Origin of the sequence: Microbulbifer yueqingensis (assembly GCF_900100355.1) — a bacterium.
Classification (GTDB): domain Bacteria; phylum Pseudomonadota; class Gammaproteobacteria; order Pseudomonadales; family Cellvibrionaceae; genus Microbulbifer; species Microbulbifer yueqingensis.
In genome coordinates this window covers 611869-630727 of record NZ_FNFH01000003.1, presented here as the reverse complement: position 1 = coordinate 630727, position 18859 = coordinate 611869, and the positions used below count along the sequence as shown (strand labels likewise).

The window sequence follows — 18859 nt, the reverse complement described above, 5'->3', positions numbered from 1 at the left end:
GACAACAACAGGACTGGGAGAAAACAGTTGGACATCGACCGCAGCATACTCGACGTATTTTCTGACGCCTGCGCAAAATTCCGCGACAGGCCGGCTTTTACCTGCCTGGGGCAGACACTTTCGATCGGTGATATCGACAGGCTCAGCGGGCAATTTGCCTCCTACCTGCAGAATCATACCAACCTGGAGCCCGGCGACCGCATCGCGGTACAGCTGCCGAATGTCCTGCAATACCCGGTAGTGGTATTCGGTGCCATCCGCGCCGGCCTGGTGGTGGTCAATACCAACCCGCTCTATACGCGCCGGGAGCTCAAACACCAGCTGAATGACTCAGGTGCCAAGGCCCTGGTGGTGCTGGCGAACATTGCCGACACTGCGTCCCAGATAGTTTCTGAGACCGGGGTGGAGAAGGTCATCGTCAGCGAGCTCGCCGACCTGCACAGCCCGGTCAAGCGGGTGCTGATCAACAGTGTGGCCAAGTACGTAAAGAAGATGGTGCCGGAGTTCTCCTTCACCAACCAGGTCAATTTCCGCGATGCCATGGGGCTGGGTTCCAAGCAGCCCCACGAAGAGGTGAAGCGGGGTCCTGAAGATGTGGCGGTATTGCAGTACACGGGTGGTACCACTGGTGTCGCCAAGGGCGCCATGCTCACCAACCGCAACCTGGTTGCCAACATGGAACAGGTGCGTGAGGCGCTGGGCAACAGCATGAAAGAGGGCGAGGAACTCTACGTGGCTCCGCTGCCCCTCTACCATATCTACGCCTTTACCATTCACTGCATGTGCCTGTTTGCCACCGGCAACCATTCGCTGCTGATCCCGAATCCCCGCGACATCCCGGGCTTCGTGAAGACGCTCAAGGGCGTTCGCTTTACCGGTTTCTGTGGCCTCAACACCCTGTTCAATGGTTTGATGCGCAACCCGGACTTTGCGGACCTGGATTTCAGCAAGCTGCATACCACAGCCTCTGGTGGCATGGCCCTGACCCGGGATACGGCCAAGCGCTGGGAGGAAATGACTGGTTGCAAGGTAACTGAGGGTTACGGTCTCACCGAGACTTCGCCTGTGGTGTCGTTCAATCCGGCCGAGGCCGTGCAGCTGGGTACCGTGGGTCTGCCGGTGCCGGCTACCGAGGTGAAGGTGATCGACGAGAACGGCAACGACCTGCCGAACAACTCCCCAGGGGAGCTCTGTGTACGTGGTCCCCAGGTGATGAAGGGGTACTGGCAGCGCGAGGAGGCCACCGCTGAATCCATCGACAGTGAAGGGTGGTTCCGGACTGGCGACATGGCCGAGATCCAGGATGACGGTTACATCAGGATTGTCGATCGCAAGAAGGACATGATCATCGTGTCCGGCTTCAACGTCTACCCGAATGAGATCGAGGACGTGATCAGCGCCCACGACAAGGTGACAGAGGCAGCCGCCATCGGCATCCCCGATGACAAGAGCGGGGAAGTGGTCAAGCTGTTTGTAGTCAAGGCCGATGACTCCCTGACCGAAGAGGAAGTGATCGCCTACTGCCGCGAAAATATGACTGCCTACAAGGTGCCGAAGCAGGTCGAGTTCCGCGACGAGCTGCCCAAGACCAACGTTGGCAAGATTCTCCGCCGCGAGCTGCGCGACGAGGAAATGAAGAAGATCGAGGCGCTGGAAAGTGCCTGACCGCTGACAGGCAATTAGCCCTGCAATGTAAGCCCCGCTGGCGACAGCGGGGCTTTTTTATTGGCTGGCCACCGGTGCGAACGAGATGTCACCGACAAATTAACGTCGACCTGTGCGCCAATCGTCCCAACCGGTTCCGCCTGGTCCTGTTTCCGGCTAAACAGGAGGCTCCCTGCCGGAAGAGATACCCGGGATCGGTTCCACGGGCCTGGCGCAGGCAGGATAACTTCCAATAAAGGAGCACTGGCATGAAATTTATGCTGCTGATGATTCCACAGGGCTATGGGCAGGCCGGGCCTGGAGTGATGCCGGACCCCGAGCGGGTGGCGTCGATGATGGAATACAACCGGTCGATGGAAGAGGCCGGGATACTGGTCAGCGTGGAGGGGCTGCATCCCCGCTCCATGGGCGCACGTGTCGCGTTCGCCGCAGGTGAGCCGCAGGTCATTGACGGTCCGCTCATTGAGGCGGGGGAATCACTGGGGGGCTTCTGGATGATCCAGGTGTCGTCACTGGCAGAGGCAATCGACTGGGCGCGGCGCTGCCCGGCGGCCGCGACAGAGACCATCGAGGTCCGCCGGGTGCAGGAGGTGGAGGATTTTCCCGAGGATGTCCCGCAGTTGGTTACCGGCGCGGAATCCTGAGCAGGGGGCGTCTCCCGGAAGCTCCGGTATTATCGGTGCCAGGTGCTTCCACTGCCGCGCGACAGATATCAGGAAGGCCTCCGACCTCAACAGGCTGCCGGCCCATTTGGTTGTGGATTGCGCTATAACTGTTTTTCCCGCCCATGCATGGGATCAGTAATGAAAGACAGCGACGACCACAACCTGCTCGTGCACGAGGAGTTACCCAAGGAGCATGACGACCCGCTGGTTCGCTGGTTGCACGGCATGATACGCGGGGCCGTCCGCCTGCTGGCGATACTCATGTTCCTGGTGATCCTGTGGGCTGTGGCGGACGTAGTGCTGGTCATGTACCAGCGCCTCAATGAGGAGCCCTACTGGCTGCTGGATTACAACGACCTGTTCGATGTCTTCGGCGCTTTCATGCTGGTGCTGATCGCCATCGAAATCTTTATCAATATCCGGCTCTACCTGGGCTCCAATATCATCCCGATCCAGCTCGTGGTGGCCACGGCACTGATGGCGATTGCCCGTAAAATCATCGTACTTGATCTCGCGGATGTGGGGCCCGAGCAGATCCTCGCCATCGCTGCGGCGGTGGCCGCGCTGGGTGGGACCTACTGGCTGGTAGCGCGAAAGCACTGATACAGCAGGCATAAAAAAGCCCGGCGTGTGCCGGGCTTTTCTTTTGATAGCGATCGCTTACTGGCGGCTGTCGCTGCTCTCGTCGCGGATCGCGCGGAACTCGTTGCCCTCGTACCAGTTGGGCCAGTCGCGACTGTTGGCCAGCTGCAGCCCGAGCTCCAGGCCCAGTTGCAGGTCCATCGCCGTGCCCTCCAGGTTCCAGTCCGGGTCGTACTCGTCCGCCGGCTTGTGGTAGGCGTGGGAGAGATACTCCTGGCCCTGCGCCTGGGCCCACTCGCGGCCGTGCTCGAAGCTGTCGGTACCGGCCTTGAAGTAGAGCATTGGCACACCCTTCTTCGCCAGGCTGAAGTGATCCGAGCGATAGAAGTAGCCGCGCTCCGGGTGCTCCTCCGGTGCCAGGTAACGGTCCTGCCCCTTCGCGGCGGTCTCCAGCAGCTGCTCCAGCTCGCTGTTGCCATAGCCTACAACCACGACATCGCGCATCGGTCCCAGCACGCCCAGGGCGTCAAAATTGATGCCTGCCACGGTTTTTTCCAGCGGTACCACCGGGTTGGCGGCATAGTACTTGGAACCCAGCAGGCCGGATTCCTCGGCGGTGACCGCGACGAACAGGAGTGAGCGCTCGGGGCGCTGTTCCAGCTCGCTCGCCTGGCGTGCCATGGCGATCAGGCCCGCAGTGCCGGTGGCGTTGTCCACGGCGCCATTAAAGATGTGGTCCTCGCCGTCGGAGTGCTGGTTCACACCCAGGTGGTCCCAGTGGGCGGTGTAAATCACTGCCTCGTCGGGGTACTTGCTGCCCGGCAGCCTGGCGATGACGTTACGGGAATCCGAGGTGCGCAGCTGGTTCTTCAGCTGGACACTTGCGGTTAATCCCAGGGGCCTGGCCTTGAAGTCGCGGGTCTTGGCCGCCTCCATTTCCTTGGACAGGTCGAGCCCGGCTGCGGCAAAAACCTCGCTGGCGGCGTCACCGGTCATCCAGGCTTCCACGGCCACCCGATCGCTGTTCTTGTCATCGGCTGCCAGGCTGATCTGCGCGCCGGACCAGCTGCCGCTTACCACTTCCCACGGGTAGCCGGCGGCACCGGTCTCGTGGATGATGATTGCGCCTGCGGCTCCCTGGCGGGCGGCCTCTTCGAACTTGTAGCTCCAGCGGCCGTAGTAGGTCATGGCATTGCCGTTGAACAGGGCCTTGTCCTGGGTGGCGTAGCCCGGGTCATTGACCAGGATGACGGCGGTTTTGCCGGTCATGTCCAGTCCGGCGTAATCGTTCCAGTCGTTTTCCGGGGCGACGATGCCGTAGCCCACGAACACCAGCTCACTGTTATCGAGCCCTGCGCTATCGGTCTGGCGCTGGGTGAAAGCGACCATATCGGTGAGCGGCTGCAGGGACTTGCTGAATCCCTCTCCCTCGATGGCCAGGGGAGTGGAGTCGATCTGCATTTCCACTACCGGTACCTGCTGGAACCAGCTGGGCTCGCCGTTGGCGTCAACCGCGCCGGGCTCCAGGCCGAGGGCCTCGAACTGCTCTGCGAGGTAGGTGACGGTGAGTTCCTCGCCCTCGGTGGCCGGGGCACGGCCCTGGAACTTGTCGGAGGCGAGGATTTTCACATGCCGGTGAAGCTCGTCGGCCATCACTTGCAGCTGGCCCTGCCCGGCGCTGCCGGATGTCTCGTCCGCTACAGCGGTGGCTTCTGAAGTTGCACTTTCGGGGGGCTGGGATGCTGCGTCCCTGTCGCAGCCGGCCAGGGCGCCACTGATGGCCACGGCCACGCCGAGTCGGCGCCAGAGAGGAGGTATCTGCATGGGATTTTCCTGTGAGTCTTATTCTGAGCGCTTTAAGTTAGCAAAAAGCGCGCCTGCTACCGAGAGATTCTGTGCTGAAAAACACTGTCTCCTCAGCAAATCATGTTGTGCGGGGGGAGGGGAGAGGGGATTCCCACCCGGCACCTTCAGCGGGACACGCCTGTGGTTGCCCCGCTACCGGAAGGGGCAGCGGGGCAGCATGTCTCACGGGACGACTCAGGCCAGGGCTTTCAGGGTCTCGCGGATCGGGAACAGGATATCCCGTGCCAGCTGCTGGCAGCGCGCCGGTGACCAGCCCTCGATGGGGTCGGGCAGGTTCTCATTATCCTTGAAGGGCATCTCCAGGGTGAGTGCCAGCGTGCGGAACTGGTGGCCGCACCAGTTGGTGCCCACGGTCATGTTGGCCTCGCCGGGCTTGTCGAGGTCGTAGCCGCGCTCAGTCTGGAAATCCGGGCTGGCCGCCAGGAAGGCGCGCTTGAAGGTCTCCTCCAGTTTCGCATGGCGTTCATCGTATCCCGGTACGCCCTCGCAGGCGGCTACAAAATTGAAGGGCAGGGCCTCATCCCCGTGGATGTCGAGGAAAATATCACCACCTACCGACAGCATTTTCTCGCGCACGAGGTATACCTCGGGGCTGCGTTCCATGCTGGGATCCTGCCATTCGCGATTGAGGTTGGTGCCTACTGCATTGGTGCGCAAGTGACCGCGGACGCTCCCGTCGGGGTTCATGTTGGGCACCACGTAGAACGCAGTGTCTTCCAGCAGGGTGCGGGCGGCCGGGTTGGCATCGTCGAGCAGGGTTTCCAGGAATCCCTCCACAAACCACTCTGCCATGGTTTCACCCGGGTGCTGGCGCGCGATCATCCAGACGCGGTGTTTCGCGCTTTCGGGGTCACCGATGGTGAGCAGGGACATGTCGCGGCCATCGAGAGTCTGGCCGAGGGTCTCCAGGTTCACCCGCTCGTGGCACTGGGCCCAGGCCAGCAGGTCCAGGTGGCGGTCCCAGGAGAAGGGGGCGAAGTAGGCCAGGTAGATGCCGGGTTGTTCGAGCTCCACGGTGAAGTCGAGGGTGCTGCCGTCATATTCTGCCGGGAGGCGGAACCAGCTCTGCCGGTCGTACGAGGCGCACACGCGATAATTTTCCCAGCCTTCCGGATACGCGGCCTTGCCGGCATTGACGATGCGCAGGGGGAATGTCTCACCCACCTGGCCCTCCAGGCGGAAGTGGAACCACTGGTAGAATTCAGAGTTATTATCCTGGCGGATGGCCAGCTCGATTGGCCGGCTGTCGGTGTTGATAACTTCGATATTGCCGCTGTCGAAAGCGCTACTGATATGCATGGATGATGGGCTCCAATACTGATTTGCTCAGCAAGGATAACAGGGAGGCGGGATAATTTTCACGCCGGTGCGGGAAAGGTGAGGATGGGGATTGCCTGGCGGCCGGAAATAAAAGGGCACGGCAACCACTGGATACCGTGCCCGAGCCATCCCTGGCGGCACCTGAGCGACTACTGCTCCCTGAAATTCCCGGCGACGATTGCGGACGACTGCTGACTGTCCCAAGTTGTCACAAGTGCGCGACCTCGCACGTCAGAAATTCTGTACTGCTCCCTTACATTCCGCATCAGGTGCTGTTCAAAGTTTAGGCATGCCGTCCCGGCCCGGGGGCGGTTTTGCCCAGATTGGCGGTGAAATGGTTAAGTTTTAACCATTCTTGGAGTGCCTAGTCGTAATTGAGTTCCGGGTCTTTCCAGAACTTGGTGCCCTTGAGCGTGGCCTGTAACGCAATGCCGCTTTCGGTCAGCTGGTAAACCCGCATACCGTCGATCACCACCTCCCGGCTTACTGCCGCCCCTTTTTCCTGCGCCTTGGCTGCGGCGTCCGCATGGCCGCCGAATGACCAGCCACTTTCGACAAATCTCTGCATGACCTCTGGCGAATCGAAAAGGAACAGTGCGCGGAAGTCCTTGACGCCAAATCCCAGGCCCACACCGACCTCCCCCATTTTCATATAGGTGCGCTCGCGGGTGCGGTTATTCACTACGACCCCGTAACCCGTGGAGGCGCTGGCCAGTACAAGGTTCACGTTGACGTTGCTGAATACCGCGTAGCCGGGCGCCCGGGACACATCGCCCTGCAGGTCGGGTTGGAGTCGGTAGAGCTCGCTCAGTACCTGGCGCTCTGTGGTGTCTATATGCTGCCGCCGGTCTTCGCGTGTCTGGCCGGGGGCCGTGCAGCCAACGCTGATCAGGGTGGCCAGGACAAATGTGGCCAGGGTGAGTTTCCGTAACATGGTATGCCCTCACGGATTTATTATTGTGCGCTCCATTTAACCAGAGCGGTCGCGAACCCTCGAGCGGTTAATCCGCGGTTTGCGACAAGGCGCACACCGGTGGCACTGGGCGCCACTTCCGGTGACGGGCGCGATTGGTTAAGCTAGGCCACCCAAAATTCATACTCTGAACATACTGAGAGAGAGACCATGAACAAAACTGCCAAGCGCGGTGTTGCTGCCAGCTGCCTGCTGGTCCTGATGATGAACCTGACCGCATGCGGTTACTTCCTGTACCCGGAGCGCAAGGGCCAGACCGGTGGCCGGGTTGACCCGACCGTGGTAATCCTCGATGGGGCGGCGCTGCTGTTCGGTGTATTGCCGGGTGTGGTTGCCTTTGCTGTGGACTTCGCTACCGGTACGATCTACCTGCCGGCAGGTGGTCGCTCGGCCGTTGACCGTCACGTGAGTGCTGTCGATACCGACGGCGCCGAGCAGGTCGTCGATCAGGAGGGTCAGGTATGGCTGAAGATGCCGGTCGACAAGGTCTCCCTGGATGCGGATAACCTGGAGCAGCTGAGTGCGACCCTGTCCTCGGCCACTGGCCAGCAGGTTGCAGTGAAGGATATCGTCTGGGTAGAGGACCTTGCGGCGCTTCGCGCCAGCATGGCAGAGCGCACAGCGTCCCTGTAAGCCTCCAGTCCGTTCCTTCAGGGCCCGGCCTGTCGCCTCGCGGCAGCCGGGCTGACCTCGCGACCAGTGCCGCCAGGCATTATGGTCGGCCGCCTCCTCCCTTCTTGTCCCTTCTTGCCACCGGTTTGTAGTCTGGCTGTCGAGATGCGGGGAATGGGGGAAGCTACTCCAGCCTTGCTGCTTGCTCCCTGCTCAACAATCCCCGTCGCCGGTCAACCTGGCGGGCGTTTACAGGGTGGTGGCGCTACAGGATTCAGCGCGAACTGATCCGCCACGCCTTCGGGGACATACCCTTCCAGCGCCGGAACGCCTTGCCGAAGGCGCTTTCGTCACAGTAGCCGAGCGCAGCCGCAATTTCTGCATTATTGCGCGATCCCTCTGTCAGCCACTGGCAGGCGTACTGGCTGCGGATCTCGTCCTGGATCTCGCGGAAACTGGCATTCTCCTCCGTCAGCCTGCGTCCCAGGTGGCGTGGGCTCATACACAACCGGCTCGCAACCTGTTCGCGCGTCAGCTGTGGCTCCTGCTGCAGGAGGTGCGCCACGCGCAGTTGAAGGCTCTTGTTGTTCAGGGACTTGAGCAGTGCATCGGCCTCGGGCTGAAGCCGGTTCATCACCTGGTTGTCGGCCGCAACCAGTGGCGCACCGAGGTGCTCCGGGCGCAGGCGGATTGCGGATACGGCGGCGCCAAATTGTACCGGCACCTGCAACTCGGCCTGGTATTGCTGCTGTACCGCGAGTGAGGGGGCTGGGTACGCGAGTTGCAGGCTGTGGACGCGCATCTGGCCGCCGGTCATATCGCGGATCTGGGTCAGGCAGGCGGACAGCACAGTCTCCACGCGCAGCTGTGCACAGCATACATAGTTGGGCAGGTAGCACAGGTCGACGTGCTGGCCGCCCCGGCGCAGTTCGAACTGGCCTCCCTCACCCACCAGCGGGTGGTACTGCAGCAACTGGTCGATGGCCTCGCCGAGGTTTTTCTGCGTCATCAGCAGGTAGCCGACCAGCCCGAGCTGGCTCGCCTGGATGGCGCGACCCAGCCTGACACCGAGCAGTGGGTCGCTGTGGCAGTCGGCGAGGCATTTCCACAGCTGCTCCTGGCGCTCCATGGGTACCCGCTCTTGCTGGTCAATATCGGTCAGGATCTCCAGGGCGGAGGGCGGTAATTCCTTTCCCATGCTGTGCAATGCCGAGGCAAGTGCACGGGAGTAGTTCAAAGTGACACTTCTTGAATCTCTCGGTAACATGGGTCCTGTCCGAAAATCACCAGTTGCCGCCCGATTATGACGAACGCACCGCCGGTTGTCACTGTATATTGCGACCGTGGCCCCGGCTGCTGGTCGAGCCAGGCGCTGGCCCAGAATTTCCCGGGCTGCGGTAACTGACAGAGGTGAAAATAACAATGAAACCCTACGCTGTGATCGGCGCCGGCCCCATGGGGCTGTGCTCAGTGCGCAACCTGCGCAAATATGGCATCCCCTGCGTCGGCTTTGAAATCCACTCGGATGTGGGCGGCCTCTGGGATATCGATAGTCCCACCAGCACCATGTATGAATCGGCCCACCTGATCTCGTCGAAGAAAATGACGGAATTCGCCGAGTTCCCGATGGCTGATGAAGTGGCGGACTTTCCCCATCACAGCGAGCTGCGTGAGTATTTCCGCGACTACGCCAGGGAGTTCGGCCTTTACTCGTGTTATGAATTCAACACCGAGGTGGTGCACTGCGAGCGGGAAGGGGATGACTGGCGGATTACCACCCGTTGCGGAGGCGAGGAGCAGACCCGTGTATTTGGCGGCCTGCTGATCGCCAACGGCACCCTGCATCACCCCAATATTCCCGAGCTGCCGGGTGATTTCGCCGGTGAGCTGATTCACTCCAGCGAGTATCGCGACCCCGCAGTATTCGAGGGCAAGCGGGTACTCCTGGTAGGTTGCGGTAATAGTGGTGCCGACCTCGCCGTGGATGCCGCCCACCGGGCACAGAGTGTCGATATCAGCTTGCGGCGCGGCTATTATTTCCTGCCCAAATTCATCGGCGGCAGGCCTACCGATGCACTGGGAGGGAAGATCCGGCTGCCGCGCTTCATCCAGCAGCGCATCAGCGCCGCCCTGAGTCGCTTCATGCTGGGACGCCCCAGCCAGTACGGCCTGCCCGAGCCGGATTACAGGATGTTCGAGTCACACCCGGTGATCAACTCACTCATCCTGCACCATATCGGCCACGGGGACGTGCACCCGCGGCCCGACATCGCGGCCATCAGCGGGAACACAGTGACCTTCCGGGACGGCAAGAGCGCCGACTATGACATGGTCGTGCTGGCGACCGGCTACAAGCTGCATTACCCATTCATTGACCGCGAATACCTCAACTGGCAGGGCATGGCGCCCGGCCTGTACCTGAATGCCTTCCATCCCGAATACGACAACCTGTTCCTGATGGGAATGGTGGAGGCCGCCGGCCTCGGCTGGGAAGGCCGCAATGAGCAGGCGGAGCTGGTGGCACTCTATATCAGGCAGCTGGCGGCGGGCACCCTGTCGGCGCGGGAATTTCGCCGCATCAAGGGCGAGCGCGCCCTGTCCCGTGAGGACGGCGGCATGAAGTACCTGGAGCTTGAGCGCATGGCCTACTATGTGCACAAGGAAACCTATCTCGGGGCCCTGCGTCGCCATCGCCGCCAGCTGCGGCGTGACCTGGTGGAGCCGGCCGGGCCGGCCCGGCAGCGGCGCCTGGGGGCGGTCTAGTGGGTAGCAGTGTGCAGGCGATGGAGAGTTTCCAGATGTCTCCGGGAGCGCTGCTGCTCCTCAATGCGGTGCTGGCGTTCATGATGTTCGGCGTGTCGCTGGGTTTGCGGCCGGCGGACTTTGCCGCGGTCCTGAAGCGCCCGATTGCGCCGGTGACCGGGCTGGTCGCACAGTTTCTCCTGCTGCCCGCGATCACCTGCCTGGCAACCTGGTGGTTTGATGTCAGCCCGGGCCTGGCGCTCGGCATGATCCTCGTCTCCTGCTGTCCCGGGGGCACTTTTTCCAATGTAATGACGTGGATTGGCCGGGCGAACGTGGCGACATCGGTCAGCATGACGGCAGTGTCCAGCCTGGCAGCGGTGGTCCTGACGCCAGTCAATTTCGCTCTTTATGGAAGCCTGAATCCCGCGACCCGCGCCCTGTTGCAGGAGATCGCACTGCCTGCAGGCAGCATGGTCATGCTGGTTTTGCTGGTGCTGGCGCTGCCGATGGTGCTCGGCATGCTGGTTGGGGCTCACCTGCCGACCTTTGCAGCCCGCAGTGAGCGGTTTTTCCGTGGGTCTTCATTGCTGGTGTTCCTGCTGTTCGTGGTGGTCTCGTTCAGCAAGCACTGGGAGACGGCGGTCCAGGTCGCCGGTTCCGTATTGCTGCTGGTAATTGCCCATAACGCACTGGCGTTCGGCATCGGCAACCTGAGCGCTCGGGCCATGGGTTTGCCACTGGCCGACCGCCGGGCGGTGACCATGGAGGTGGGAATCCAGAATTCAGGGCTGGCGCTGGCGGTGCTGTTCACCTTCTACCCCTCGGCGGGAGAAATGCTGGTGGTGGCCGGATTCTGGGGTGTCTGGCACCTGGTGGGCGGGCTGGCGCTCGCCGGCCTGTGGAATTTTTCTGGCCGGGATGCACGTGCCCGGCTGCGCGAGCGGATGAGAGAGGCTGGTAGGGCACTATGACGCAGAAAGAAGTGCAGAAAAAAGTACTGGTAACGGGGGCGTCCGGATATATCGGCCGTCAACTGGGCGAGCTGCTGGCCCGGGAAATGCCGGTAGTCGGCGTCGACATCCACCCGAGCCCGGCCACCTTCCCGATGTTCAAGCTGGATATCTGCGATGCCGCCCTGGGAGAGCTCATGCGCGCGGAATCGGTTACGCATGTGGTCCACCTCGCGTCGGTCATGGCATCGGGGCGCGACCGAGCGGAGGAATACCGCATCGATGTCGAGGGTACGGAAAACGTGCTCAGGGCCTGCCTTGCGGCCGGGGTAGGGCACGTCACGGTAACCAGCAGCGGTGCGGCCTACGGCTACCATGCCGACAATCCCGAATGGCTGGACGAGCAACACCCGCTGCGGGGCAATCCGGAGTTCGGGTACTCGGACAACAAGCGGCTGGTGGAGGAGATGCTGGCCGCCTATCGCAAGCGTTACCCCCAGCTCAGGCAGCTGGTGTTCCGGCCCTGTTCGGTGGTCGGGGCTTCTACCAACAACAAAATCGCCGGACTGTTTTCCGGCAGTGCTATCGTCGACCCGGGCGGCCACAACTCGCCATTTGTATTTATCTGGGACCAGGACGTGGTTCGGGCGATAGCGTTCGGGGTTAACAACAATGCTGCCGGGGTCTACAACCTGGCGGGCGACGGTGCCCTGACACCGAAGGAAATCGCTGCCCGGCTCGGCAAGCCCCTGCGCACCCCGCCGGTCTGGCTGGTCAAGATGCTGCTGGGGACCGGTTACACGCTCCACCTGACTGACAAGCAGCCGGGCCAGGTCATGTTCCTGCAGTACCGCCCGGTACTTTCCAATCGGCGCCTGAAGGAGGAACTCGGGTTCGTGCCGCAGAAGAGCTCAGTAGAAGCTTTCGATTATTTCGCCCGCGAGGCGCTCAAGATAGAGCCGGTCGGTGAACCTGCCGGGGATATGGCATGACAGGCGTGAATCACCAGGGGGTGATTGTCGTTACCGGCGCGGCCGGTGGGCTGGGTTGGGCCATTGTCGAGGCGCTTGCATCAGCGGGTTGTGCCGAGTTTGCCCTGGTGGATCGGGACGGCCCGGCCCTGGAGGCAAGGGTCGCAGATCTCCAGGCCCGCGGCATTCACGCCCGATCCTATTGTGTGGACCTGGCCAGTGCGACCGAAGTGGCCTCGCTGGTAGGGCGCCTGCGGGAGTCCTTCGAGCGCGTCGACCTGCTGGTGAATAACGCCGGCATCACGCACAGGAGCCTCGCGAGCCAGACTGACAACGAGGTTATCCGGAGAGTGATGGCAGTGGATTACCACGCGCCGGTAGAACTGGTGCAGGGACTACTCGGCGAACTGCGCCTTGCCAGGGGATGCGTGGTGAATATCAGTTCCATGGCGGGCTGGATGCCGGTGCTCGGGCGGGCTGGATACTGTGCAGCCAAGAGCGCGATGCACCAGTACTTCGAAACATTCCGCGAGGAGGTGCGCGCGGATGGAGTCCGGGTATTGATGGTCTACCCCAGTTTCGTTGCCACCAATATTGATCGCAATGCCCTGGGTGGTGATGGCGGCACGGCGCGTCACCAGCAGAGTACGGTGGGTTCGGTGAAAAGTGCCGAGTGGATGGCATCCCGGATCGTCGAGGCCGTAAGAGATGAGCGCGAACGATTGTTTCCCCGGGACCTGACACTGCTCGGGGCCTGGCTCTACCGGCTGGCACCCCGGCTTTTCATGAAGCAGATGGTGAAGAGGTTTCGCGTCGAGCTGGAGGCGGGCAGGGCGGTGCAGGCGGGGTGAGTTTGCGCCGGGACAGGCACTGGCCTGCCCCGGTGCAAATGGTGCTGGCCACCAGGTCAGATAGTCCACGCCAGGTAAAGTGGTTTAACCCCGTCCCGGGGGCTGACCTCGATCGTGGTACCCTGGGTGGCGCTGCCGTTGCGGGCCTCAACGGTGTAGCGGCCCTCGGGCAGGTCAACGAGCATCAGCGGACCCTCCGTCTGCGTATCGACCAGGGTTCTGCCCTGCTCGTCGATAATACGCACGTGGGCATCCGCCAGGTAATGGCCGGATGCCGCACTCAGGTGAATCTTCGTATCGAAGTCTTCATCCATCGAGGCTGCGAGTGCGTCCAGTGCCCGGCGCTCCTGCTCGCCAATACCCCCGGATACATAGCGTACTTCTCCGCGCTCGTGTACTCCTGGTGTCTCGGCTGCGGCTCCGCCGGCGGCGCACGCCAGGCCTGCCAGCATCGGAATAATCAAGTTTGCGAATCGCATAAATTCCTCCGTCGGTTGACCTGTTGAAATCCAGAACCCGGTAATCCGCCGGCGGCACTATAAACAGGGGGCCGCCGGCCTTCCCGGTATCAGGCGGCGGAGCGGATATCGATGACCTTACCCTTGTCCGCCGGCTCTGCCTTACGCGGGAAGGTGATACTCAGGACACCGTTGCTGAAGGCGGCATCCACGGCGTCGTGCTCGGTGTCCTCTGGCAGGGAGAGCACGCGCCGGAAGGCGCCAAAACTGCGCTCCAGCCTGTAGAAGCTGGCCTGGTCGGAATCCTGTTGCTCGCGTTTCTTTTCCCCGCGAATCACCAGGGTATTCCCGACCAGCCGCAATTCGATGTCCTTTTCATCGATGCCCGGCACTTCCACGCTGATATGGTATTTGTCATCAGTCGCGGAAATATCCACGCTGGGCTTGAGCAAGAGGCTCTCCGCGGGACCGGTGATCGCCGGCTCCCGATCGCCCGACCGGTGGAACATGTCCTCCATCAGCCGATCGAGGCGGTCCTGCATGCGTGCCATTGAGGGGAATTCGAGGGACGGCCGCCCGCCCTGCGCCAGGCGCGCGGACTCGGAGGCTTCCTCTTCACTGAACCAGTTCCACGGAGCGAGTTTCTTCATATCCATGATGACCTCCACTCGGTTGCAGAATGTCTGTGCGGCCCCAGCGACGGTGCGAACTTATGCACCAGTTTGCTCGCTGTTCGCCGCCCTCACATACAGTTCTGGGGCGGCGTAAAACGAATTCAAGGGGCGTTACCGGAAATGTGTCGAACAGCGCGCCTGGCCGGGGCTATACGGGGTGGCCGGTCATTCGAGCACCATGGGTACGATACTGGCTGCAAGGAGGGTCCCCATGGTGATATTGAACAGGCGCAGGTAGCGCGCATTGGTGAGCAGCCTCTGCATGCCCACCCCGAACAGCAGCCAGATCACTATGCAGGGCCCGCCGACCAGTACGAAGGCCAGTGCCACCCGGCTGGCATCGACCCACGGCTCCACCCCGGGAGTCGAAAAGGCGGCCAGCGCGCCCACGGCCATCACCCAGCCCTTGGGGTTGACCCACTGGAACGCCGCAGCCTGCAGGAAAGTGAAGGGGCGGTGGCGCTCTGCCCTGTCCACATCGCGGGTAGTCGCGATGGCCCAGGCCAGGTAGAGCAGGTATACGATACCGGCCCAGCGGACAACCTGGTAAAGCAGCGGAAATTCAGCGAAGACCGTGCCGAGCCCCAGCCCGATCGCCATGATCATAGCCGGAAAACCAATGCAGATACCCAGGAAGTGAGGCAGCGAGCGCGCAATCCCGTGATTGACGCCCGAGGCCATGATCATCATGTTATTCGGGCCGGGAGTAATGCTGGTGGAAAAAACAAACAGGGCCAGTGGCAACAACGCTTCGATCACTCAGGTTTCTCCCGCGGATTTAGGGGGTATTGTATCGCGACATCAGGCATCGGTCTTTCCCCCTCGGGCGCATGTTAGAATTGCCGGTACTGTTTGCAGCGGATGCAGGTAAATCGTGGAGCTCATCGACAGCCACTGCCACTTTGACTTCGAGCAATTCTCCCCTGACCGTGCGGCGGTATGGAAGCGCTGTCAGGAAGTGGGCGTGGGGAAGCTTGTTATCCCCGGGGTCAGTGTGTCCCAGTGGCAGAGCCTGTTTGCCCTGTTACAGGGATGCCCGGACTGGTACGGCGCCGTCGGTGTTCACCCCTGGTGGGTCCGCGACCTCGATGCCAGCGAGGAAGAACTCAAGCAGCAGCTGCTCCAGTGGGGGCACGGGGAGCGCTGTATCGCCGTGGGGGAATGCGGGCTCGACAGGGCAATCGACACGCCGCTGGAGCGCCAGCAGGCCGTGCTCCGTGTTCACCTGGCCGCCGCGGCTGAGCTGCAGCTGCCCGTTATCCTGCATGTACACAGGTACCACGCGGAACTACTCGCTATGCTGAAGGAATTTCACCTCCCCCGCGGCGGCGTGATACATGCTTTCAGTGGCAGTGAGGAAATCGCCCGCGAGTACTGGAAGCAGGGCTTTTACCTGGGCATCGGCGGCACCATCACCTACCCGCGGGCGGCGAAGACACGTCGCTCCGTGGCCGCGGCACCGCTGGAGTCACTGGTGCTTGAGAGCGATGCGCCGGACATGCCCCTGAACGGGCGCCAGGGGGAGCGCAACAGCCCGGAATATCTGCCCGAGATATTGGCGGAGCTGGCGCGACTGCGGGAAATGCCTGTCGAAGAGGTCGCTGTCCAGGCCCGGCGTAATACCGAGCGATTATTTGCCTTATGAGCCAGTTGCCATTTTCCCCGGCTGTTTTCCGGGCCCAGTTCCCCCTTTTCGCCCAGCAGGAAAACCGCGACCTGGTTTACCTGGATAATGCGGCTACCACCCACAAGCCCCAGGCTGTCATTCAGGCGGTCGGGGATTTTTATGTTCACAGTAACTCCAATACCCACCGGTCCAGCCACAGGCTGGCCCGTCGCTCGACCGAGATGGTCGAGCGTGTACGCGAGCAGGCGGCTATTTTTCTGAATGCGGCATCAGCGCGTGAGGTTGTCTTCTGCCGGGGCGCTACCGAAGCGCTCAACCTGCTTGCCTACAGCCTCTGCAGCGGCCTGGACGCGGGGGATGAAATTGTCCTCTCAACCATCGAGCACCACGCCAACCTGGTTCCCTGGCAGATGGCCGCCGCGCGTCACCAGCTGCGCCTGCGCTATGTGCCGCATACGGCCGGTGTGCCCCGGTTTGACCGCTTGCACGAGGTGGTGGGGCCGCGCACGCGGATCGTGTCCCTGACCGGTGGCTCCAATGCCCTGGGCCTGCGCCCGGACTTTGCGCAGATCCGCAACCAGCTGGCCGGCTACGACCTGCGCTGGATTGTCGATGGTGCACAGCTGGCAGCCCACGAGGCCATCGATGTGGATTCCATCGGTTGCGATTTCCTGGTGTGCTCGGCGCACAAGTTTTATGGCCCGACTGGTATCGGCTTGCTGTACGGCCGCGAGCAGTGGCTGGAGTCGTTGCCGCCCTGGCAGGGCGGTGGAGAAATGATCGCCGAGGTCGGGCTTTATGAAAGCGAGTACGCCGGTCTGCCCCACCGTTTTGAAGCCGGTACGTCCTCCCTGGCCGATATCGCTGCCCTCGGCGCGGCACTGGAGTTCCTGCGCAGCCAGGACCGTGTTGCGATGGCGGCGCATGAGCAGGCGCTGCTGGCGCGCCTGCATGAGGGGATAGGGGCTCTGCCCGGCATGCGGCTGTTGAGCCAGCCCCAGCACAATCTTGGTGTACTGGCTTGTGCGCCCGAGGCGGGCCAGGCCGCCGACCTCATGCACTGGCTTGATGGTCGGGATATTGCGGTACGGGTCGGCCATCACTGCGCGCAGCCACTGTTGCACGCGGCCGGCACCGGGGCCACGGTGCGGGCCTCGGTAGCTGCCTACAACACCTTCGACGACGTAGAGGCATTTCTTCTGGCTGTGGCGGACTACCTGCAGCTGGACCAGTCCCTGGCCAGCGCCTGGCCGGGCAGTGCGGCCTGGGCGCCGGATGACCTGGGCGCATTGCAGCTCGAACGGCTGGCGGCCCAGCGCAACTGGCAGGATCGGTACCGCGAGCTGTTGCGCTGGGGCAAGGCAATTGCGGTAAAGCCGGAGATACGCCGGCCGGAAAACCTGGTGCGGGGCTGCGAGGCGGATGCCTGGCTGGTGCACCGGCAGGAGGGCGATCGCCACTATTTCGCCTTTGACAGTGACAGCCGTGTGGTCAAGGGCCTGGGAGCCCTGCTGCTGTCGCAGGTGGATGGTCGCCGCGCGGAGGAAATCCGCAATGCTGACCTGCCCGGCCTCTTTGCCGAGCTGGGGCTCGCGCGCCACCTGAGCGAATCGCGCAGCAACGGATTTTATGCCTTGCTGCGGCAGGTCTGGACCAGCATCAACGGCTGAGTTTCGCCTGCAGCAGGCGCTCGATTCCCCGGCTGGCAGCGACGAAGCCGAAAGTGCCGGTAACCATGGTGGCGGCACCAAAGCCGCCACTGCAATCGAGCTTGACCCCGTCCTGCATGGCGCTCTTGCGGCCACAAACCTGGCCATCGGGCTGTGGGTAGACCATCTGCTCCGGTGAAAAGATGGCGTCGACACCGAACACCCGCTTGCTGGACTTCTGGAAGTTGTGGAACCGGTACAGGTGCTGGCGGACCTTGGCCAGCATCGGGTCGTTTACCGTGCGGCCGAGGTCATTCCACTCGATCCGCTGGGGATCCCGCTTGCCCCCGGCTGAACCTACCGTGACGAGGCGCAGTTTTCGGGCCTTGCAGTAGGCGACCAGGGCGGCCTTCACCCGTGCCGAGTCGATCGCGTCAATCACCACATCCACCGGGCCCGTGTCGGGGTCAATCAGTTCCGCGAGATTATCCTGCGCAAGGAAATCCTCTTCCTCGCGCACGCGGATTTCGGGATTGATCTGTCGCAGGCGCTCGGCGAGCACAGCCACCTTCTGGCGGCCAATGGTCGGCTGTAGCGCGTGGCTCTGGCGGTTCGTATTGGTGATGCAGACATCGTCGAGATCGATCAGTGTAATAGCGCCGACGCCGGAGCGGGCCAGGGCCTCTGCGGCCCAGCTGCCCACCCCCCCGACACCGATCACAATAAAGTGGGAATCATGCAGTAAGGGCAGGGCTTCACTGCCATAGAGTCTCCCGATGCCGCCAAATCTCTGCAGGTATTGCTCGCTCAGCTTCATTCGTCAATGTTTTCCAGGAAACGGTGTTTCTCGGCTTCATCCGGCAGGCGACACTGGTCACGCCGCCCGAACAGCCGGTAACGGTTGCGCGCGATCATATCGTAAATTGCGTCGCGCAGCGCGCGAGGTACGAGACGCAGCCACGTAAAATGCCGCGATGGGCCGGGCAGCTGCCCCAGAACCCGCAGGGCGGCCTCGCTCTTGAGATAAGGGCAAAGCTGCCCGTCGACGCCGCGCTCCAGGTAGGCGACGCTCTCGTACTCGTCGAGTGGCAGGCCCAGAGATTCCAGCAGCTTCTGGCCGGCGGGCGACTGCGCCCTGCACAACGTGAAAATGCCATCGGCGTCCCGCCGCAGCACGTAGCGGACCCAGCCGTTACAGAGATTGCAGAGGCTGTCGAACAGGATGATTCTATCCGGCAGGGAAGGGATCAT

General features: G+C 62.3%; 19 protein-coding genes. 10 read left to right on the top strand and 9 right to left on the bottom strand.

Going from position 1 to position 18859, the window contains the following annotated elements; translation table 11 throughout:
- Window positions 1-27 precede the first annotated feature (27 nt).
- The 3 genes from BLT26_RS09955 (at window position 28) to BLT26_RS09945 (ending at window position 2933) form a co-directional block, all read left to right on the top strand.
- Entirely contained in the window at window positions 28-1665 is a 1638-nt protein-coding gene (locus BLT26_RS09955) for an AMP-binding protein (protein ID WP_091512943.1), read from the top strand.
- A 248-nt stretch (window positions 1666-1913) separates the two neighbouring features.
- Window positions 1914-2309, top strand: a complete 396-nt coding sequence (locus tag BLT26_RS09950; RefSeq protein WP_091512940.1) for a YciI family protein — start codon at window positions 1914-1916, stop codon at window positions 2307-2309.
- A 159-nt stretch (window positions 2310-2468) separates the two neighbouring features.
- Window positions 2469-2933 carry a phosphate-starvation-inducible PsiE family protein gene (locus tag BLT26_RS09945; RefSeq protein ID WP_091512936.1) on the top strand — a complete coding sequence of 155 codons (465 nt, stop codon included), beginning with the start codon at window positions 2469-2471 and terminating at the stop codon, window positions 2931-2933.
- A gap of 57 nt (window positions 2934-2990) precedes the next feature.
- Here the strand turns inward: BLT26_RS09945 and BLT26_RS09940 are convergent, their stop codons facing one another.
- The 3 genes from BLT26_RS09940 to BLT26_RS09930 form a co-directional block, all read right to left on the bottom strand.
- Entirely contained in the window at window positions 2991-4736 is a 1746-nt protein-coding gene (locus BLT26_RS09940; RefSeq protein ID WP_091512933.1) for a M28 family metallopeptidase, read from the bottom strand.
- 216 nt (window positions 4737-4952) lie between these two features.
- On the bottom strand, window positions 4953-6077 hold the full coding sequence (locus BLT26_RS09935) for a M14 family metallopeptidase (protein WP_091512929.1): 1125 nt from the start codon (window positions 6075-6077) through the stop codon (window positions 4953-4955).
- A gap of 385 nt (window positions 6078-6462) precedes the next feature.
- The gene (locus BLT26_RS09930) at window positions 6463-7032 is read right to left on the bottom strand and encodes a lipid-binding SYLF domain-containing protein (RefSeq protein ID WP_091512925.1); all 570 of its coding nucleotides are present in this window, start codon (window positions 7030-7032) and stop codon (window positions 6463-6465) included.
- Window positions 7033-7221: 189 nt separating this feature from the next.
- On the opposite strand from BLT26_RS09930, the gene BLT26_RS09925 reads away from it, so the two are divergent.
- Window positions 7222-7704 carry a hypothetical protein gene (locus tag BLT26_RS09925; RefSeq protein ID WP_091512921.1) on the top strand — a complete coding sequence of 161 codons (483 nt, stop codon included), beginning with the start codon at window positions 7222-7224 and terminating at the stop codon, window positions 7702-7704.
- Window positions 7705-7957: 253 nt separating this feature from the next.
- On the opposite strand, the gene BLT26_RS09920 is transcribed toward BLT26_RS09925, so the two are convergent.
- A complete protein-coding gene (locus BLT26_RS09920; protein ID WP_245720667.1) occupies window positions 7958-8920 on the bottom strand; it encodes an AraC family transcriptional regulator in 963 nt (320 codons plus the stop codon).
- A 185-nt stretch (window positions 8921-9105) separates the two neighbouring features.
- Here BLT26_RS09920 and BLT26_RS09915 point away from each other — a divergent pair, with 185 nt between their 5' ends.
- The 4 genes from BLT26_RS09915 to BLT26_RS09900 are packed head-to-tail and all read left to right on the top strand — an operon-like array spanning window position 9106 to window position 13200.
- Window positions 9106-10446 carry a flavin-containing monooxygenase gene (locus BLT26_RS09915; protein ID WP_091512914.1) on the top strand — a complete coding sequence of 447 codons (1341 nt, stop codon included), beginning with the start codon at window positions 9106-9108 and terminating at the stop codon, window positions 10444-10446.
- Between the two features lie 35 nt (window positions 10447-10481).
- The gene (locus BLT26_RS09910) at window positions 10482-11399 is read left to right on the top strand and encodes a bile acid:sodium symporter family protein (RefSeq protein ID WP_245720666.1); all 918 of its coding nucleotides are present in this window, start codon (window positions 10482-10484) and stop codon (window positions 11397-11399) included.
- Window positions 11396-12370 carry an SDR family oxidoreductase gene (locus tag BLT26_RS09905; protein ID WP_091512911.1) on the top strand — a complete coding sequence of 325 codons (975 nt, stop codon included), beginning with the start codon at window positions 11396-11398 and terminating at the stop codon, window positions 12368-12370. The genes BLT26_RS09910 and BLT26_RS09905 overlap by 4 nt, the downstream gene beginning before the upstream one ends.
- Complete coding sequence (locus tag BLT26_RS09900; RefSeq protein WP_091512909.1) at window positions 12367-13200, top strand: SDR family NAD(P)-dependent oxidoreductase; 834 nt, start codon at window positions 12367-12369, stop codon at window positions 13198-13200. The genes BLT26_RS09905 and BLT26_RS09900 overlap by 4 nt, the downstream gene beginning before the upstream one ends.
- Window positions 13201-13256: 56 nt before the next feature.
- Here BLT26_RS09900 and BLT26_RS09895 read toward each other — a convergent pair whose 3' ends face one another.
- From BLT26_RS09895 to BLT26_RS09885, 3 genes are all read right to left on the bottom strand, one after another.
- Window positions 13257-13679, bottom strand: coding sequence for a hypothetical protein (locus BLT26_RS09895; protein ID WP_139169482.1), 423 nt, complete (start codon window positions 13677-13679; stop codon window positions 13257-13259).
- An 89-nt stretch (window positions 13680-13768) separates the two neighbouring features.
- Window positions 13769-14314, bottom strand: a complete 546-nt coding sequence (locus BLT26_RS09890; RefSeq protein ID WP_091513390.1) for an Hsp20/alpha crystallin family protein — start codon at window positions 14312-14314, stop codon at window positions 13769-13771.
- 183 nt (window positions 14315-14497) lie between these two features.
- Window positions 14498-15091, bottom strand: a complete 594-nt coding sequence (locus BLT26_RS09885; RefSeq protein ID WP_245720665.1) for a LysE family translocator — start codon at window positions 15089-15091, stop codon at window positions 14498-14500.
- A 115-nt stretch (window positions 15092-15206) separates the two neighbouring features.
- Here BLT26_RS09885 and BLT26_RS09880 point away from each other — a divergent pair, with 115 nt between their 5' ends.
- On the top strand, window positions 15207-15977 hold the full coding sequence (locus BLT26_RS09880; RefSeq protein ID WP_091512902.1) for a TatD family hydrolase: 771 nt from the start codon (window positions 15207-15209) through the stop codon (window positions 15975-15977).
- Window positions 15974-17629 carry an aminotransferase class V-fold PLP-dependent enzyme gene (locus BLT26_RS09875; RefSeq protein WP_091512899.1) on the top strand — a complete coding sequence of 552 codons (1656 nt, stop codon included), beginning with the start codon at window positions 15974-15976 and terminating at the stop codon, window positions 17627-17629. Before BLT26_RS09880 ends, BLT26_RS09875 begins: the two co-directional genes overlap by 4 nt.
- On the opposite strand, the gene tcdA is transcribed toward BLT26_RS09875, so the two are convergent.
- Both tcdA and BLT26_RS09865 read right to left on the bottom strand, forming a co-directional pair.
- Window positions 17619-18425: a tRNA cyclic N6-threonylcarbamoyladenosine(37) synthase TcdA gene (gene tcdA, locus BLT26_RS09870; RefSeq protein WP_091512895.1), complete on the bottom strand. Its 807-nt coding sequence runs from the start codon at window positions 18423-18425 to the stop codon at window positions 17619-17621. The two genes, BLT26_RS09875 and tcdA, sit on opposite strands and share 11 nt — an antisense overlap.
- Window positions 18422-18859, bottom strand: coding sequence for a thiol-disulfide oxidoreductase DCC family protein (locus BLT26_RS09865; protein WP_091512891.1), 438 nt, complete (start codon window positions 18857-18859; stop codon window positions 18422-18424). The genes tcdA and BLT26_RS09865 overlap by 4 nt, the downstream gene beginning before the upstream one ends.

What these genes read in the sequence shown, in the direction of transcription:
- BLT26_RS09950 (WP_091512940.1), top strand. Translation starts at nt 1,914, where the DNA reads ATGAAATTTATGCTGCTGATGATTCCACAGGGCTATGGGCAGGCCGGG.
- BLT26_RS09945 (WP_091512936.1), top strand. Translation starts at nt 2,469, where the DNA reads ATGAAAGACAGCGACGACCACAACCTGCTCGTGCACGAGGAGTTACCC.
- BLT26_RS09940 (WP_091512933.1), bottom strand. Translation starts at nt 4,736, where the DNA reads ATGCAGATACCTCCTCTCTGGCGCCGACTCGGCGTGGCCGTGGCCATC.
- BLT26_RS09935 (WP_091512929.1), bottom strand. Translation starts at nt 6,077, where the DNA reads ATGCATATCAGTAGCGCTTTCGACAGCGGCAATATCGAAGTTATCAAC.
- BLT26_RS09930 (WP_091512925.1), bottom strand. Translation starts at nt 7,032, where the DNA reads ATGTTACGGAAACTCACCCTGGCCACATTTGTCCTGGCCACCCTGATC.
- BLT26_RS09925 (WP_091512921.1), top strand. Translation starts at nt 7,222, where the DNA reads ATGAACAAAACTGCCAAGCGCGGTGTTGCTGCCAGCTGCCTGCTGGTC.
- BLT26_RS09915 (WP_091512914.1), top strand. Translation starts at nt 9,106, where the DNA reads ATGAAACCCTACGCTGTGATCGGCGCCGGCCCCATGGGGCTGTGCTCA.
- BLT26_RS09910 (WP_245720666.1), top strand. Translation starts at nt 10,482, where the DNA reads ATGTCTCCGGGAGCGCTGCTGCTCCTCAATGCGGTGCTGGCGTTCATG.
- BLT26_RS09905 (WP_091512911.1), top strand. Translation starts at nt 11,396, where the DNA reads ATGACGCAGAAAGAAGTGCAGAAAAAAGTACTGGTAACGGGGGCGTCC.
- BLT26_RS09900 (WP_091512909.1), top strand. Translation starts at nt 12,367, where the DNA reads ATGACAGGCGTGAATCACCAGGGGGTGATTGTCGTTACCGGCGCGGCC.
- BLT26_RS09895 (WP_139169482.1), bottom strand. Translation starts at nt 13,679, where the DNA reads ATGCGATTCGCAAACTTGATTATTCCGATGCTGGCAGGCCTGGCGTGC.
- BLT26_RS09890 (WP_091513390.1), bottom strand. Translation starts at nt 14,314, where the DNA reads ATGGATATGAAGAAACTCGCTCCGTGGAACTGGTTCAGTGAAGAGGAA.
- BLT26_RS09875 (WP_091512899.1), top strand. Translation starts at nt 15,974, where the DNA reads ATGAGCCAGTTGCCATTTTCCCCGGCTGTTTTCCGGGCCCAGTTCCCC.
- tcdA (WP_091512895.1), bottom strand. Translation starts at nt 18,425, where the DNA reads ATGAAGCTGAGCGAGCAATACCTGCAGAGATTTGGCGGCATCGGGAGA.
- BLT26_RS09865 (WP_091512891.1), bottom strand. Translation starts at nt 18,859, where the DNA reads ATGATCCCTTCCCTGCCGGATAGAATCATCCTGTTCGACAGCCTCTGC.